Genomic DNA, 16,450 nt, shown 5'->3' with positions numbered 1-16,450 from the left:
ACGTATCACTAAGGTGTACAATACACGATTAAGAGAGGCGATGGCCGAAGAAAAACCGGGTCGTTGAACTGGATGTCCGTGAAGATCTGAAGAATAAAAGAGAGCCCTTCCAAAAAATCATGAATGTGGTTAAAACTTTGCAAGAAGGGGATCAATTTATCTTACACGCCACCTTCAAACCTACTCCCTTATTAACTTTGCTTAAAGCAAAAGGTTTTCAACATGAGCTTGAACAGCGTGCAGCCGATCACTGGGTTGTCACTTTTACTAAAAAGAGACGTAAATTTTCACTATCCAACCTGTTTGGTGGAAAGAAGACACCGGAGAAACCGCGAGTTTCTTCACCACCAGCTCAGACAATGGTAGATGACGAGAAAATTGCCCAGTCAGTAGAAAAAGACCTGAAACGAGAAGGAAAGGTGTACCGTTTAGATAACCGGGGTTTAGAGCCTCCCAAGCCAATGATGCGTACACTCTACCAACTGTCGCGAATGAAACCTGGAGAATCACTGATTATTACCAACGAACGGGTACCGGTATTCCTGTTTGAAGAACTCCAACAACTGGGCTATGACTATCAGTATGAGCAAGTCGACGAAAACACTGTTAATATCACGATTACCAAGAAGTAGGTTGAATAACCCCTCTCCTACTTCTTCTTTATTTATCACCACATGACCATTCATATCCGGTTATGTTTAACCAGACAATCATGTGGAAACCTGTGACACAGATCATAGCCGGGCCCTATTTGTTCTTCTATAATCACCCTGGTAACTTTAAAAATCTGGAGGGTCTTTATGTCAATACTGCCAACGACAAATCAACTAGGATTTTATGAGATTCGACTGGAGTCTATTGGAGGTTTAGGGGCAAACTTAGCTGGCAAAATGCTGGCAGAAGCCGGCGTTCTGGGGTTGGGAATCAATGGTTCCCACTTTTCTACGTATGGATCTGAAAAGAAGGGAACACCTGTCCGCAGCTTCGTGCGTTTTGCTGAAGCAGATACCGAAATACGAGATCACAGTCCCATTGAAGAGCCTCATGTCATCGGGATTTTTCATGAGGCTTTATATAAAACTGTTGATGTGATTAGCGGACTGAGGCCAGAGGGTATTGTACTGGTCAACTCTTCCCGGACCTTTGACCAGGTCAGAGCTGACTTGAAGCTCAGTTACGGCACATTGGCTATTGTTGATGCACTCCGCATCGCCATGGAGGAGAAAACAAAGATCAATACGGTCATGTTGGGTGCCTTGTTCCGTATTTGCAGCTTTTTAGATCCTGAAGATATGCGCCAAGTGATTCGCCAAACATTTGAAACTAAATACCCGCACTTAGTAGAACCTAATATCCGTACCTTTGACAGAGGGTATCATGAAGTTCGTTTTCAAACCTGCCCTGCCCCGGATGGTGTGGAAACAGAAACAGACCAGCGTTTGACCACTCCTTGTGGTTACATGACACAAGAGCTAGGCGGGGTCATCACTTCCCAACCCACCAGTGTGTTGCGGGATTTAAGTCCCTCACGCCAAGGCTTGTTACCTCGTTTCAATCAGCAGGAATGTATCAATTGCGCCGCCTGCGATACCGTTTGTCCAGATTTTTGTTTTGTGTGGGAGGAAGAACAGGACAAACGGGGACGGGCACAGATGGTCTTAAAAGGTATTGATTACCAATATTGCAAAGGGTGTCTTAAATGCGTTGAAGCTTGTCCCACAACCGCATTGACAACCGTGACTGAGGAAGAAGGATACGCAGAACGCCACCGTACACCTCATTCATTTACAGCAGTGGAAGGGAGCACGATGTAATGGAAATGACCCAAGAAAAAAAGAGGATGTCTCTCGCCAAACAGATCAGTGATTTTAAGTCTGGGAATGAAGTAGCCGCCATCGCCGCTGCACAAATCAACTATCATGTGATGGGCTACTATCCTATTACCCCGTCTACTGAAATAGCCCAATACTTGGATCAGATGAAGCTCAAAGGAGAACACGACATCATGCTTATTCCAGCAGATGGTGAACATGGTTCTGCCGGGATATGTTATGGTGCAGCGGTCACCGGCGCGCGTGTCCTCAATGCAACCAGCGCCAATGGCTTATTATACATGCTTGAACAGCTTCCTGTTCAGTCAGGGACCCGTTTTCCCATGGTGCTTAATCTGGTTACCCGTTCTGTCAGCGGTCCTCTGGACATCCGTGGTGACCACTCTGATTTATACTATGCCTTAAACACGGGGTGGATCATTTTAACAGCCCGTACGCCACAAGCTGTATATGATATGAACATCATGGCCTTGAAAATCGCAGAAGATGTGCGCGTGCGTTTACCCATCATCGTTGCTTACGATGGCTTTTTCACTTCCCATCAAAAACGAAGAGTTTCTTACTTCTCTGAGAAAGAAACGGTGCAAAACTTTATCGGCAAGCCGCCCAGCGGATTTCCCAGGGCCTGTGACCCCAGGCATCCTGTTACGATCGGGGCCCATATGCACGGGGACGACTTAATTAATAACAGGTATCAACTCAGTGTGGCGCTCTCAAACGCACTGGAAGTGTTCCAGGAGGTTGCCCTTGAGTATGCTCAATTATCGGGCCGAATGTACCAAACGCTTGACTTATACCGTATGGATGATGCGGAAGTCGCCCTGTTTCTGTTAAATTCTGCTGCTGAGACAGCTAAAGACGTGGCTGACCGCTTGCGTGAACAAGGAATTAAAGCCGGTGTCATTAGTCCTAATGTGATCCGTCCGTTTCCAGCTGAAGATGTACGCCGGGCACTTAAGAACGTAAAGGGGTTGGTCATTGGTGAACGGGCTGACTCCTATGGTTCCCATGGCGGTAACCTTACCCATGAAGTAAAAGCGGCCCTGCAAGAAGACAGGGACAACCGCACAGTGGTTGTGAGCCGCATCTTCGGACTGGGAGGAAAAGACTTTTATCCCCATGATGCCCAGGCCTTCTTCAGATTGGCCATTGACGCTAGCGAAAAAGGATATGCTGAACAACCCTTTGACTATTATGGGCAGGTACCAGGGAATCAAGAGCTGAAGCTCAACCCACCCAAAAAACTTCAGCGCGGGGATGATTTCAAATCAGGCCTGATCAAAGTAACCAAAAACGAAAAAACTGGTAAGCTGTCTGTCAAAATTCCGCCTCTCAGAATGTTGACCAAGAAGCCCAAGCGTATCGCTCCTGGTCACGGGGCCTGTCCAGGATGTGGCATCTTCCCCGGACTGGAACTGTTTTTTAAAGGTATTGAAGGAGATGTTGTATTGTTATTCCAGACTGGTTGCGCTTACATTACAACGGCTGCGTATCCATATAGCGCACATAAACAAACTTTTATTCATAATCTGTTCCAAAATGGACCTGCCACTTTGTCAGGAACAGTCGAAGCGTTCTTTGAGCTGAAACGGCGTGGTGAAATAGAGGTTCCCGATGACGTCACCTTTGTTATGGTCACCGGCGACGGAGGAATGGACATCGGCATGGGGTCGGCCATTGGGACCGCTTTGCGTAACCACAATATGATCTTGCTGGAATACGATAATCAAGGCTATATGAACACAGGATCACAAATGTCTTATTCCACCCCGCTTGGACACATGACCAGCACCACCGGTGTTGGCGGAAAGCAACAAGGCAAACCATTCCATCATAAAGATACACCTCAAATCATGGCTGCGACCAACATCCCCTATGTATTCACCGGATGCGAAGCCTATCCACAAGATCTGGTGAAAAAAGCAGCCAAAGCTCAGTGGTATGCCAAGCACGAAGGTCTGGTCTATGGTAAGATTCTGATTACGTGTCCGTTAAACTGGAAGTCTGAAGAGCGGCTTGGCCAGCAAATTTTAAAAGCAGCAGTGGACTCCTGCTTCTTCCCGCTCTATGAAGTTGAGCAAGGTGAAACGACGATCACTTATGATCCTGAAGCCAAACAAGCCCGCATTCCCTTGACTGATTGGTTAAAAATGATGGGCAAAACGAAACATTTGTTACGTGAGGAAAACAAAGCTGTGCTAAAATCGCTTGAAGAAGAAGTGGAACGCAGGTGGCGCAAGTTAAAGTTAAAACATGAAACCCCTCATTTGTAATACACCCTTCATGTTTGTAATACACTTAGGACGACGAAGATAAACGGGAGTTGTATCTTTTATGAAACAAAAGAGAGTGCCCATTGAGCTGGGGGAAGCGCTCAGACTGATCATGGCTAGGGCAAAGCCGGGTAAAACGGAAGTGGTGCCCCTTACTGAAGCCTATGGCCGATACCTGGCTGAAGATCTGATTGCCGACCACCCGGTACCTTGGTTTGACCGGGTGGCTATGGACGGCTTCGCCCTGCTTTCAGACGACACACGGCTGGCCACTTTTGATCTTCCTGTGCAACTGAAAGTGGTGGGCTCTGTAGGGGCCGGCCATCTGCCCCAGAAAAAGGTAAGCCCTGGGCAGGCTGTGCGCATCATGACTGGTGCGGCTGTTCCAAAGGGTGCAGATGCGGTTGTGATGCTGGAAGCCACGACACAACAGGAGACGGAAAATGGCGTTTTTATTCAAGTAAAAAGGCCGGTTAAGCCAGGTGAAAACATTGCCCGGAAAGGGGAAGACACACCGCAAGGGGCAGTGCTGGCCTCAAGGGGCAGACGTATCTCTGCCGGTGAGATGGCCATGTTAGCCACTTTTGGGTATCACTCAGTGAAAGTGTTCACACAGCCGGTGGTGGGCATTTATGTGACAGGATCGGAACTGCTGTCTGTGGAAGCTCCTCTCGAACCTGGCAAAATCCGCAATAGCAACTCGTACATGTTGGAGAGCCAAATCCGCCAGTTAGGGGCCATTCCTCGCTTTTACGGCATCATTAAAGATGACCCGGAGCTATGTACCCGGGTCGTTGCAAAAGCGCTAGAGGAAGTAGACTACCTGATTGTGACAGGCGGGGCTGCTGATGGGGACTATGATTGTATACCTTACGTGTGCCAATCTCTTCAGGCCGATGTGCTGTTTGACAAAGTGGCCATGCGCCCAGGAAGCGTAACCACCGTTGCCCAAATAGGATCCAAATGGATATTTGGTTTATCAGGTAATCCTTCAGCTTGTTTTGTTGGTTTTGAGTTATTCACCCGTCCCGTATTGCGCTGCGCCTTGGGAGCCACAGCCCATCCCCATCTGCCCAGATCAAAAGCGGTGCTGGTCCACGATATCCCTAACAACAAACGGATCACTCGCCTGATGAGGGGACTGCTGGAAGTGAGAGGGAGCCGTGTGCTGGCCAGCACGGTGGGTGTGGATAAGTCTGGGGTGGCATCGTCACTGGTTCAAGCAAACGGGCTGCTGATTATACCGGGTACGGGCCAACCACTCCACGCTGGCGAGGAAATAGAGGTGATGTGGCTGGAACGGCCGGATGAGGGGCATTTTTATGTTTAAACACCAAGACCAAATCCCGGTTATACAAATCGTCGGTTATAAGAACAGCGGCAAAACCACGTTAATGACCAGATTGATTAAGCACCTCACCAGCCACCACCAGTTGTCAATTTTTACGATTAAGCATGATCATGGCCATTTTGAGCTGGACCGGGAGGGAAGTGACACCTGGGCTCACCGCCAGGCTGGCGCACGGACCACGTTGATTCAATCTCCGCACGGAATAGGGCTGACCATGCCCCACCAGAAGGAACGCACATTGGAAGAGTTACTCCTCTTGGCTCGGTATTTAGGTGATTATGATCTCGCACTTGTGGAAGGGTTTAAACAAGCTGATTATCCCAAACTCGTACTTGTTCGTCACCAGGCGGATTTTGGTTTACTGGAGGAACTGTCTCATATCCGGCTGGCTGTGTTTTGGCGGGAAATCGACAGGTTGCACTATGAGCGTCAGTGTGACCGTCAGGGCATCGCCCCTCTGCCAACGGGGCTGTTAACTGAGACGGACAAATTGCTGAATCGGATAGAAACAATGATACGCTAACGAGAATAACACTGTAAAACACCCCGTATGTCAGGAGGACATACGGGGTGTTCGTCGATAAGCGCTCAGCCCTCAAGCCAAGCAAGGTCGAAAAATGAATGGCGACTCTTTTTCAAAAATCGCTTATTGTTCGTGTTGCAGCGATTTATTTTTTTCCTATTTTAACCCGCCATACTTCCGGCCCGTCTTCCAGATACTCCCAAGTGAACTGATTGGGGCGCTCCATTTGGAACTGATAGAATAATGGTTTTGGATCATGGTCGTTGATCAGTTCCATTTCTTTTCCAGGGTCTAGCTCATCAAACATGCGGAAAATGGCCGGATGCTTATCCCGGGGTGGGATGGGCCTGACATCGATTTGAGCCACAATGTTAGACATACCTATTCCTCCTTGATTCTAGTAATGCCTTGCAGGTTTTATCATAACGCAGCCTGACCAACTAAACAGTGACTGTAATCACGTTTTGTTTGATCATTATCACACTAATTGAAAATGTGTATAATAGCCACCCCCATAAAAATAAAGGCCATAACCAAGTGCCATTTGCGTCTCTTTCCAGAGGCTTTTTTGTGCCTCAAGTATCCACTGGACAAAACACCGGCCAGGACAAATAGGGCAGCCATTCCACTGAGCATCTTAATATGTATAACAGACAAGGTGTGGTAAAGCAACATCAAGACAGCGTGAATAAGGATGAGCGAGGTTCCGGTCACCGCAAGGGGAATATGCGCTTTCATCATGTATCTGGAAATTTTGGCCAGGGATACTTTGATTTTTCTTACTTTGCTCTTACGAATCACCAGAAAGATAAAATACATATTCACATTGACCAGAAAAAGGATTAAGGCGGTTTGCGACGTTAATTTGGCTAAATCAATGATGATGGAAATGCTCTCCTTCTGCCAGCTCCAGACAAGGACTGCTATGACAAACAGGACATTCATACCCAACCAGATTTGAACCATCCTATCCCGCCGTTCTTGGTTAATTTGTTTACACCATGTTCACTTGTGACTGACGAACAGAACCATGCGGTTGCGGGCGATGAACACTATGCCCATCAGCAAGATCCCAACCGCACCTACGAGCAAGCCATGATCAGGGGCTACAGCCAAACTACCCACCACCAGGGGACCAATTACAACCCCCAGAGAGAAAAAAGCATAAAACAAGCCAAATGCACGTCCCCTCTCTTCTGCACGCGCCTGATCAACCACCAGTGCCGCAATGGCGGGAAACAGCAAGGCAAAGCCAGCCCCAAACACCACCATGGCTATAAACATGGCAGGTTGCATGCTGACCAGGCTTAAGACCAGCAACGCCGTGCCGAGCAACAGCAAACCGTATATCATCGGTTTAATGCGCCCCAACCGGTCAGACAAGCGGTTGGTAGGCAGGACAAACAATATAATGGCCACCAAGCCATAGACACTCATCAGCACGCCTGTCAAAGCTGCTCCAAAGCCCAGAGCATGCACTTTCAACGGTAACATCATAGTTAAGATCCCTACTGCAAACATCAAGGCAAACGCACCCAAATAAGCCTGATTCAACTGAGGATCCTTCAACAGCCTCAGCAGGTCATACCGATCCGCTTTCACGCTCCCTGCACCCTGATAATGGTCCGGCAAAAACAAGAAGACCAACACTGCTGTCAAGATCAACAGTATGGCCACACTGACAAACACCCAGTCCAATCCCAGCCGCTGGGCGATAATGCCCCCGTAAGCCGGGCCGACAATGGCAGCTACACCTATGGCGGCTCCTGACAAGGCCATCGCCTGGCCCCGTCCTTTGCCTTTGGTACGGTCTCCCAAAAAGGCATAAGCAGCGGGTACTAACAAACCGCCCCCTATGCCATGTAAGAAGCGTACCACAGCCAACTGCTGTGCAGTGCTGACAAAGGCATACAAGGCCACGCTAACGCCCGCCATGAGCATGCCAGCCACCATGATTTTTTTGCGTCCCCAACGGTCGATCCACCGGCCGGCAACCACATTACCCACCATGTTGCTAAAGGAATACAGGCCCACCACTAGGCCAATCAGAAAAGGACTGCCTCCCAGCTCTTTAGCATAGAGAGAAATAATGGGCAACTGGCTAAAATTATCAAAAAAGCTGACGATAATCACAAAGTAAATAAAGTAATGCATGGTTGTCTCTCCTTTTTGCGTGTGTTTAATCATCTGGACAGTCCTTTTACAACAAAGGGGAGAACAATCTGGCTACTCCGTACATTATTTCCACATTTTGCACTTCTTACAGTTTTACCTCTTCTGCAACTTATCTTATATTAAATATTAAAGTCTCCCTTTTCATCATAAATTTCAATTTAATGTAAAGCAATCCATTTGTCCTATGATCGAGATCTCTTGCCTTTAACCCTTGGGGATTTATAAGGGGAGTGAATATGCTCCCCCTTGATCAGTACGTCGACTGTTGTTTCCGCTCTGTTCTTCTGGTTCGTAAGGGTCTTTCAACACTCTTACAGGTAGGGAAATAGAAATAAATGCGGCCAGTACTTCCAAAAATTATTAACCGGCGCCTCATTGTACAACAGGTGGTGCAGAACAGAAGGCGGAATGAAGATGCACACAGCCCAAAAGTGAATCTTACTTAAAAATTGCGGATATGGCGCATCTTTACCTTCCAATCCAGTTATTTTGGGGATAATATAATAAAAAATCCCGATTAACCCAAACATAAACCAGCCATTGACTGCATGATGGGCAAAGGTCCATATGGAGAGGTTATCCCTGACACCAGTCCACGGAATAAAAGTATTCCAGACATAGTTAACCCCAAGGTAGACAATAGAGAGCATCATAAAGTTTAAGGCAGGCGAAAATTGGGGTGGATTTCCTTTGGCAATCGTCATTACCACATTGAAAAAGAAGATCACCCAGACAATAGCCACAGCTATATTGACAATCAGCACCGGTTCCAGATACTCACGTCCTGTATTATAGCCCATCAACAATGTGACGATGATTAAGGCTATCCCGGCATGCATCAAATAGTAGTGCAAATTGCCCAGGGCACGGGAATACAAATCCCTTTTAACGATTCTGGGAATAATATGATACATGGCACCCATCAAACCCATGGACAACCAGCCAAAAATGATGACCTGCAAATGGATACTGCGCATGGCCACAAAGTCTACAAAACTGAATGTACTCGGTCTGATCAGGTAAAAACTCATTAACATCCCGGCCAATGCCACAACAATAAGATAAAAGGCACTGGTCAACAAAAACTTACTGGCCACATTGTTGGCATTGTCGTATATTACACTTGCCCGTGCTTGGTTCATACAATCCCCTCCCTATCTTTCTTCATACGGACTTTTGAAATGGCTGAGCCACTCAGCAAGCAGTTCAATTTCCTCATCGCTCAAGATGTCTTCATAACTAGGCATAATCTGGGTTCCGTTGCGAATAAAACCTTCAATGGCTTCCTTGCTCAGGCGGGTCCCAACATCATCCAGCGGTGGTCCTGTTACTTGACCTAGCTGGCCGCGGTAACTGTGGCAAGCCAGACAGCCTGCTTGGGTAATCACCCGCTGTCCCTCAGTGGCTAATACAGAATCTCCCCAATAGGGTTCGCCGTAACCGTCGGCCATCCCCCAGTCAACAGTAACGAAAGAAGCTACTAAGGTAATAAGTAATATTAACGTTCCTAGTCCAACGTAAAAAACCAAGCTTCTCACCATGCATACCTCCTTTTAAGAATGTAAGTTATGGTTGGGTGTGCTGGTTGTAGAAGATTGTTTTAACGGAGGCTATCACCTCCCCCTCAGCATAAGCGTCAATCCAGATGGGCCAGCGTCCTTCAGGAACATCCCCAGTGGCAGGAATAATGAAAATAACGTCCTTGTAAGTTTCCATGCCTGGCACTGTCACCTGCGCCGGAGCCGCCTCCAGGGGAATATTTACCTCCTCACAACGCACCTTCAACTCCAAGCTTGCTTCCTCTGACGTCCGGGTCCGCACCTCCAATATATAGGGAGATTTGAAGTGGTCACTGTCCTCATTCACAACTTGAGTACTAGCATCGGGGCGAACGGTCATATCCAAACCGTTATCACTGATAATCCCCCACGATAATATGGCCGAAAGCAACAGAATCAGGCCAGCAAACCCTGCAGATAGTAAATCAAATCGTTCTATAAGGGAAGGATTGTAAGGCTTAAACGTCATGGCCAAGCAATTCTCTGTGCCATATCTCTTTCATCTGTCATATCTCTTTCACAAATAATAAAGAGGGAAGCTCTATGCTTACCCTCTGCTTAGGATAACAGGCTTAACTGTCAGTCCTCACTTCAATTTCATAGCCCTTATATTCCTTAACCGAGCGGATGAGCATACACAACAGTGTCAAGCCAAATCCAGCAAAGACAAGCTCAAAACGATACATAATCAAGCCCAGACAGCCGACAAATGCACCCAGTGACATGATAAACGGGAGCAAGGAAGGATCAGGCATGTGAATCTTACCCGGAGGTTCAGCCGGGATAAGCTCGCCTGTGCCCCCCCTCTTTTCAATCCAGTAAGCATCCAGGCCCCTGACCTTGGGGATTTGCCGAAAATTTTAGAAGGGTATGGGTGTGGGCACTGCCCACTCCAGAGTACGTCCGTCCCAGGGATCAGCTTTGGCTTTGGGGCCTCGAACCGAGGTATAGATGACATTGGTGATAAATATCAGCACACTGGCCGCAATGATCCAGGAACCAATGGTACTGACCAAATTAATGGCAGCCAGATTGTATCCCTCTAAATATGTGAAGTAACGACGGGGCATACCCATCAAACCGGCAAAATGCAACACAAAAAAGGTCATGTGGAAACCGATTAAGAACAGCCAAAAGTGCCACTTGCCCAACCGCTCATTAAGCAGACGGCCAAATATTTTAGGCCACCAATAATAGGCTGCAGCAAATGAACCGAAAATAACCGAGCCAATCAAAGTGTAATGGAAGTGGGCCACGACAAAATAAGTGTCATGAAACTGGTAATCAGCCGGAGGGACACTGACCATTACTCCGGTCACGCCACCGATGACAAAGGTAGGTATAAAACCAAGGGCAAACAAGTTCGCCGTTTTAAACTGAATGCGTCCCCCCACAAGGTAAATAACCAATTAAATACCTTGATTCCCGTCGGAATGGCAATAGCAAAAGAAGCTAACCCAAAAAAAATATTGGCAAAAGGCCCCATGCCCACAGTAAACATGTGGTGGGCCCAAACCATAAAGCCTATAAATCCAATCAGTATCGTGGCGAAAACCATATTCTGATAGCCAAACAGTCTCTTTTTAGAAAAGGTGCTGAGCACTTCCGAGAAGATACCGAAAGCTGGCAAAACGAGAATATACACTTCTGGATGTCCAAATATCCAAAACAGATGCTGCCAGATTATTGCATTACCACCTGCTGCCACATTAAAGAAATTTCCTCCAAATAGGCGGTCCATCATCATTAAAAACAATGCAGCCGTAATGGCTGGAAAAGCAAACACAATCAATGCAGAGCTCACAAATGCGGTCCAAGTGAACAGAGGCATACGCATCAACGTCATCCCTGGAGCGCGCATGTTCAATATAGTGACCAAAAAATTAATGCCACCCATCAATGTTCCCGCACCAGATAACTGCAGGCCCAAAACATAGTGATCAATCCCTGAACCGCTGTATTCGGTTGCTAAAGGGACATAAGCGGTCCAACCTGCTGTCGGGGCTCCTCCCAGGAAAAAACTAAGGTACAATAATACCCCCCCAAAAGCATACAGCCAAAAACCAAGGGCATTTAAAAAAGGAAAAGCCATATCTCTGGCACCAATCTGCAACGGCACAATCAGATTCATAAACCCAAACAACAAAGGTAGCGCAGCCAAAAAAATCATGGTTGTTCCGTGCATGGTCAACAGTTCATTATAAGTAGAACCCCCTAAAAAACTATTTTCGGGAAACATCAGTTGAATGCGCATCAGAATCGCTTCCAGACCACCCAAAAGAAAAAAGATAAAACCGGCCGCCAAATACATGACCCCGATTTTTTTGTGATCAACCGTCGTGATCCACTCCAGCCAGCGGTACCTGTGATAAATCGATGTCATCATTGCCGTTTCCTCCCTTCCATATTCATCCTCAGTATGTGAAGCGAACTTATTTTCAACACGCAAAAACCCTCTCAGAACCCCTCTCTGGTGCTAATTGTCATCAAATTGTCAACGAAAAACAAATAATGGCTTTGCCCAGGCCAGTGGCTCATCTATCAAAAAATGTTAACCATGTGATCAAGTTCGTATCCTGATTGCCCCGAGCAAACGTTATAATGACCAAAGTGCACTCATGGTCAATCAATCGGTCTCATATGAGAGAACACCGTGCTAACCCTCACTGGCATTGTGGAAAACAGAAAATAGAGGTGAGCTGAGATGAATGATGCTTTACAGATTGGAGACATGGCCTTAGAGAGCCGTCTATTGTTGGGTACAGGCAAGTTTTCCAGTTAAACCCAACGGCAGAGGCCATTAAACGCTCAGGTACCCAAGTCGTTACCGTTGCTTTACGCAGAGTTGATCTTGAGTCCCCAAGAGATAACATTTTGAACTATATCCCTGAGGACATTATCTTACTGCCTAACACATCAGGAGCACGAAACAGCGATGAAGCTGTACGGATAGCCAGAATTGCCCGTGCTGCTGGTATGGTAAATTGGGTTAAAATCAAGGTGATTGCCGATCAAAAGTATTTGCTTCCGGACAACTATGAAACGATTAAAGCAACAGAAACTCTGGTAAAAGAGGGATTTGTGGTATTGCCTTATATGAGTCCTCATAGATGAGTTTCTATTCTGTTTACCAGCGATTAAAAAACATCAACTTTGTAGCATACTTCCGTTCTGTTTTAAGCAGACTGTTGGGATTGGATGACTGGCACAAAGAAGCCTTTTTCACCGGCATGCACGCCCGTTATTTGCAAACCAAATATCTTGGAAACTGAGGTCAGCGTCTCTATCCCCCATCAGCAGATCTTTAAAGATTGGGAAATGTTACAGCGCTAAAAAAGACGCCCGAACAACAGCTTCGGACGTCTTATCTTTTTGCGCCTTCTGTATTGCACTTTAAAACGAAGGCGTATGCTTAGCATGATCCGGATCATGGGGGTACCCCGGATCATCAGTTTCATCCGGATCACTTATTGGTAACTCTTCCCCTTCCCCGTGTGTGACATCGCGGGTGGCAAACAATGTTTTGATACAGAAGTAGATGAGCGGCAGTATACCAAGCAGAAAAATGGTATCAGGCACTGCACGCCAAGTTAACAGGGTTTGAATAATGTCCTGCTCATAAAACGCGGCAGAGCGGGAAGCCCAATATCCCGATTGAAACGCCTCTTGAAACTGCAGGATACCAATGGGCAACAAGGTGACAGCTATCATGCCTGCTAAGCCAATATTTAAGCCCCAGAAGGACCATTTGAGCAGCCTGTCATCCCAAGCCTCCGGTTTAACGATGTTGCGCAGGGAGAAAATCAGAACCGCAATGGCAAACATGCCGTAGACTCCCATCATGGCGCCATGGGCGTGAGCTGCCGTTAAGAATTGGCCATGTTCAAAGTAGTTGACAGCCGGAAGATTAATCAGGAAGCCTAATACCCCTGCACCAAGTAAATTCCAAATTGCTGTGGCAATCAAGAACCAGAATGTTAATTTGTACGGGAACTGAACTCCCCCGTCTCTCATCATTTTGTATTGCTCATAGGCCTCCAGTATTAACAGGGTCAGCGGTATGACTTCTAAGGCTGAGAAGGTTGCACCCAAAGCAATCCAAATCTCAGGTGAACCATTGTAGTAGTAGTGGTGACCAATGCCGATCACACCACTGCCCAAAAGCAAGGTGAGCTGAAAGTATAAAGCCCGCACAACTGAAGCTTTAGTCACCAGCTTCATATACACAAGGAGAAAACCAATCACCACAACCGCAAACACTTCAAAAATGCCTTCAACCCACAGATGAATCAGCCACCAGCGCCAGTAATCCGCAAACGTAAAGTGTGAACCTGGATTAAAGAAGAAAGCAAAGATATAGAAAGCTGGAACAGCAATGGCCGCATAAAACAGCAGGTGGATCAGTCCGCCTTTATCGGTTTCCCTTTTAAGGCCGCCGCGAATGCCGCGATAGACGATAAACAGCCAAATTCCCATGCCAAGGGCCAAGATATATTGCCAAAAACGACCCAGCTCTAGATACTGCCATCCCTGGTGACCAAACAAGAACCACCAGTTGCCTAAGTAACCCTTGGCACCTAACCATTGGCCTACCATACTTCCTCCTACTAATACGACCAGCGCCCAGAATAATATATTGACCAGCAATCCCTGCCGCTTGGGCTCATGACCACCGACGATGGGTGCGATGTAAATGCCCATCCCCAGCCAAGTTGTGGCGATCCAAAAAATAGCCAGCTGCATGTGGAATCCTTTGGCTATACTGAATGGAAAGAGGTCAGCAACCCAATCCAGGCCATAAAAACTGTCGGGTTCAACGTAGTAGTGGGCTAATAACCCTCCAAACATCGCTTGCGCAAAGAACAAAAGGACGACAACAACAAAGTATTTTCCTGTTTTCAATTGGGATGGAGTCAGTGGCAACTGATTGATATCAAATTGGGGATAACGGTCTTTGGTATAGGCTTCTTGCATCCCCAAGTTATAACGATAGAAGAAGAATAAGACGACCGCAACGAAGAAGATCAACAAGGTGACACTCACACCACTCCACCAAACAGCAGACATGGTCATCGTGTTGCCTGCTTCTTCATAGTAAGGCCAGTTGTTGGTATACGTAATTTCATCATCCAAGCGCAAAGTACTGGAAATCCATGCCGTCCAGAAAAAGAAATCCGCAATTTGTTCGGTTTGGTCCCCTTCCGCAACCCAGGCCCGGTTTGTTTCAGGCATATGCTCTTCTTTAATCAGTTCAGGCCGGATCCCCCAGCCATCTCCTGCTGTGAATACCGTGCGATAATGTTCTCTCACTTTTTCTAATCCATATACCTGGGCCTCGGTCAGTGGAAGAATGTCTTTCTCCGGAATGTAGCGGTTCTCTTTGGTTTCTTTAATGACTTCATTTTTTACAATGACTTGTTCGTCGGGCGACAAAGCTTCCATAGTCTTTCCAAAGCGTTCTTTTGCCTTATATTCCTGCATGCCCTCCGTATATATTTTCAATGCCTCAGCTGTATAATCCGGTCCTAGGTATGAGCCATATCCCAAAACACTGCCGTAAAGCATCAAGGCATACTTCTGAAATACGGCCTGACCACCTTGAATCGACTCCTTCGTCATCAACACTTCCCCGTCCGGAGCAACCACCTGGGCCGGGCGCGGTGCTGCCGACTCAAAAATCCAGTATCCGCCTAACAGCAAAACAGAAAAACTGAAAATAAGGGTAAAAACGAGTATGGACTTTAAAAAACTATTTCTAGTGCGGTGAGGTTTATGACCCATGATGTGTATCACTCCTTTGTTAATTTCATTTTTAAGGTAACTCACTGGGAATGATAATCACCGTGACTGGAATCACTAATTTTACTGTTCACAAAATCGACATCACATTTACTGTGTTATTTGTCATGTTGCTTATCCAATTAAAAACCGCCTTATTAACGCTCACAGGTTAATAAGGCGGTGCTTGGCTTCAAACAGAGCAGCCTATATGTTGTGATGACTCTTGATCCATGCTGGAAATTTATATTTTTTTGGCACGCATTTTTCTGTACACCACATAATGTCTGTTTAAATACTCCAGCGGTATGCTCCAGACATGAACGAGCCGTGTAAAGGGCCAAATACCAAATAGCAAAAAAGAGGCCAAAATGTGAATCTTAAAACCTAACGGTGCTCCGGCGACCAGCTCAACAGCGGGTCTGAAGGTTAAAATGCCCCGGATCCAGGGACCAATTGTTTCACGATAATCAAAGGTGCCTCCCGTTGCTGTATACCCCACCGTATTCGTAAAACCAGTCCCAATGGCAAAAGTCAACAAAATGAGCACTACATAGTCACTTATCCCGCTGTTAACCACCAGGCGGCGAACCGTGATCCGCCGCATCAACAGCATAATGATGCCGATTAGGGTGGCCACGCCGGCAGCTCCCCCAAGCCATACAGCTGCAAAATGGTACATCCCTTCAGTTATACCAATGGACTCATAAAAACCTTTAGGGACCAGGAGACCCGCCACATGTCCCAAGAACACGAACACAATGCCCCAGTGAAACAAAATGCTGCCCCAGCGCAGTTGCCTGCTTTCCAAAAACTGGCTGGACTTGGCTGACCAGCCAAACTGATCAGTGTTATAACGGTAGATATGACCCGCCACAAACAGGGTTAACATGATATATGGGAAAATCAGCCACAGAAATTGATCCAGCAAACTCATGAAACTTCCTCCATTTCAAAGT

The 16,450-nt window shown here is 46.8% G+C and carries 15 protein-coding genes and 1 pseudogene; 7 read left to right on the top strand and 9 right to left on the bottom strand.

Annotated elements, in window-relative coordinates; genetic code table 11:
- Positions 1–68: 68 nt before the first annotated feature.
- The 5 genes from J2S00_RS09275 (at position 69) to mobB (ending at position 5,979) form a co-directional block, all read left to right on the top strand.
- Complete coding sequence (locus tag J2S00_RS09275) at positions 69–632, top strand: DUF2249 domain-containing protein (RefSeq protein ID WP_307338959.1); 564 nt, start codon at positions 69–71, stop codon at positions 630–632.
- A 168-nt stretch (positions 633–800) separates the two neighbouring features.
- Positions 801–1,814 (top strand): 2-oxoacid:ferredoxin oxidoreductase subunit gamma family protein, encoded by a 1,014-nt coding sequence (locus J2S00_RS09270; RefSeq protein WP_307338574.1) that lies wholly within the window; start codon positions 801–803, stop codon positions 1,812–1,814.
- Positions 1,814–4,105, top strand: a complete 2,292-nt coding sequence (locus J2S00_RS09265; RefSeq protein WP_307338571.1) for a thiamine pyrophosphate-dependent enzyme — start codon at positions 1,814–1,816, stop codon at positions 4,103–4,105. The genes J2S00_RS09270 and J2S00_RS09265 overlap by 1 nt, the downstream gene beginning before the upstream one ends.
- A gap of 61 nt (positions 4,106–4,166) precedes the next feature.
- On the top strand, positions 4,167–5,435 hold the full coding sequence (locus J2S00_RS09260; RefSeq protein ID WP_307338568.1) for a molybdopterin molybdotransferase MoeA: 1,269 nt from the start codon (positions 4,167–4,169) through the stop codon (positions 5,433–5,435).
- Entirely contained in the window at positions 5,428–5,979 is a 552-nt protein-coding gene (gene mobB / locus J2S00_RS09255; RefSeq protein ID WP_307338565.1) for a molybdopterin-guanine dinucleotide biosynthesis protein B, read from the top strand. The genes J2S00_RS09260 and mobB overlap by 8 nt, the downstream gene beginning before the upstream one ends.
- Before the next feature lie 145 nt (positions 5,980–6,124).
- Here mobB and J2S00_RS09250 read toward each other — a convergent pair whose 3' ends face one another.
- The 7 genes and pseudogenes from J2S00_RS09250 to ctaD all read right to left on the bottom strand — a co-directional run bounded on the left by J2S00_RS09250 (position 6,125) and on the right by ctaD (position 12,099).
- Positions 6,125–6,358, bottom strand: coding sequence for a DUF2249 domain-containing protein (locus tag J2S00_RS09250; RefSeq protein WP_307338563.1), 234 nt, complete (start codon positions 6,356–6,358; stop codon positions 6,125–6,127).
- A 104-nt stretch (positions 6,359–6,462) separates the two neighbouring features.
- Entirely contained in the window at positions 6,463–6,945 is a 483-nt protein-coding gene (locus J2S00_RS09245; RefSeq protein ID WP_307338561.1) for a hypothetical protein, read from the bottom strand.
- Between the two features lie 39 nt (positions 6,946–6,984).
- Positions 6,985–8,166, bottom strand: a complete 1,182-nt coding sequence (locus J2S00_RS09240) for an MFS transporter (RefSeq protein ID WP_307338559.1) — start codon at positions 8,164–8,166, stop codon at positions 6,985–6,987.
- Between the two features lie 299 nt (positions 8,167–8,465).
- Positions 8,466–9,296, bottom strand: a complete 831-nt coding sequence (locus tag J2S00_RS09235) for a cbb3-type cytochrome c oxidase subunit I (protein ID WP_307338557.1) — start codon at positions 9,294–9,296, stop codon at positions 8,466–8,468.
- A gap of 12 nt (positions 9,297–9,308) precedes the next feature.
- Entirely contained in the window at positions 9,309–9,692 is a 384-nt protein-coding gene (locus J2S00_RS09230; protein ID WP_307338555.1) for a c-type cytochrome, read from the bottom strand.
- Between the two features lie 28 nt (positions 9,693–9,720).
- A complete protein-coding gene (locus J2S00_RS09225) occupies positions 9,721–10,182 on the bottom strand; it encodes a hypothetical protein (protein WP_307338553.1) in 462 nt (153 codons plus the stop codon).
- Positions 10,183–10,285: 103 nt separating this feature from the next.
- Positions 10,286–12,099 (bottom strand): annotated as a pseudogene (gene ctaD, locus J2S00_RS09220) (cytochrome c oxidase subunit I).
- 365 nt (positions 12,100–12,464) lie between these two features.
- Here ctaD and J2S00_RS09215 point away from each other — a divergent pair.
- Positions 12,465–12,827, top strand: a complete 363-nt coding sequence (locus J2S00_RS09215) for a beta/alpha barrel domain-containing protein (RefSeq protein WP_307338956.1) — start codon at positions 12,465–12,467, stop codon at positions 12,825–12,827.
- On the top strand, positions 12,824–12,985 hold the full coding sequence (locus J2S00_RS09210) for a hypothetical protein (RefSeq protein ID WP_307338550.1): 162 nt from the start codon (positions 12,824–12,826) through the stop codon (positions 12,983–12,985). The genes J2S00_RS09215 and J2S00_RS09210 overlap by 4 nt, the downstream gene beginning before the upstream one ends.
- A 121-nt stretch (positions 12,986–13,106) precedes the next feature.
- Here the strand turns inward: J2S00_RS09210 and J2S00_RS09205 are convergent, their stop codons facing one another.
- Entirely contained in the window at positions 13,107–15,494 is a 2,388-nt protein-coding gene (locus tag J2S00_RS09205) for a nitric-oxide reductase large subunit (RefSeq protein ID WP_307338547.1), read from the bottom strand.
- Positions 15,495–15,735: 241 nt separating this feature from the next.
- Positions 15,736–16,428 (bottom strand): respiratory nitrate reductase subunit gamma, encoded by a 693-nt coding sequence (gene narI, locus J2S00_RS09200; RefSeq protein WP_307338544.1) that lies wholly within the window; start codon positions 16,426–16,428, stop codon positions 15,736–15,738.
- Between the last annotated feature and the right edge of the window lie 22 nt (positions 16,429–16,450).

Origin of the sequence: Caldalkalibacillus uzonensis (assembly GCF_030814135.1) — a bacterium.
Classification (GTDB): Bacteria; Bacillota; Bacilli; order Caldalkalibacillales; family Caldalkalibacillaceae; genus Caldalkalibacillus; species Caldalkalibacillus uzonensis.
This window is presented reverse-complemented; position numbering and strand designations above follow the sequence as displayed.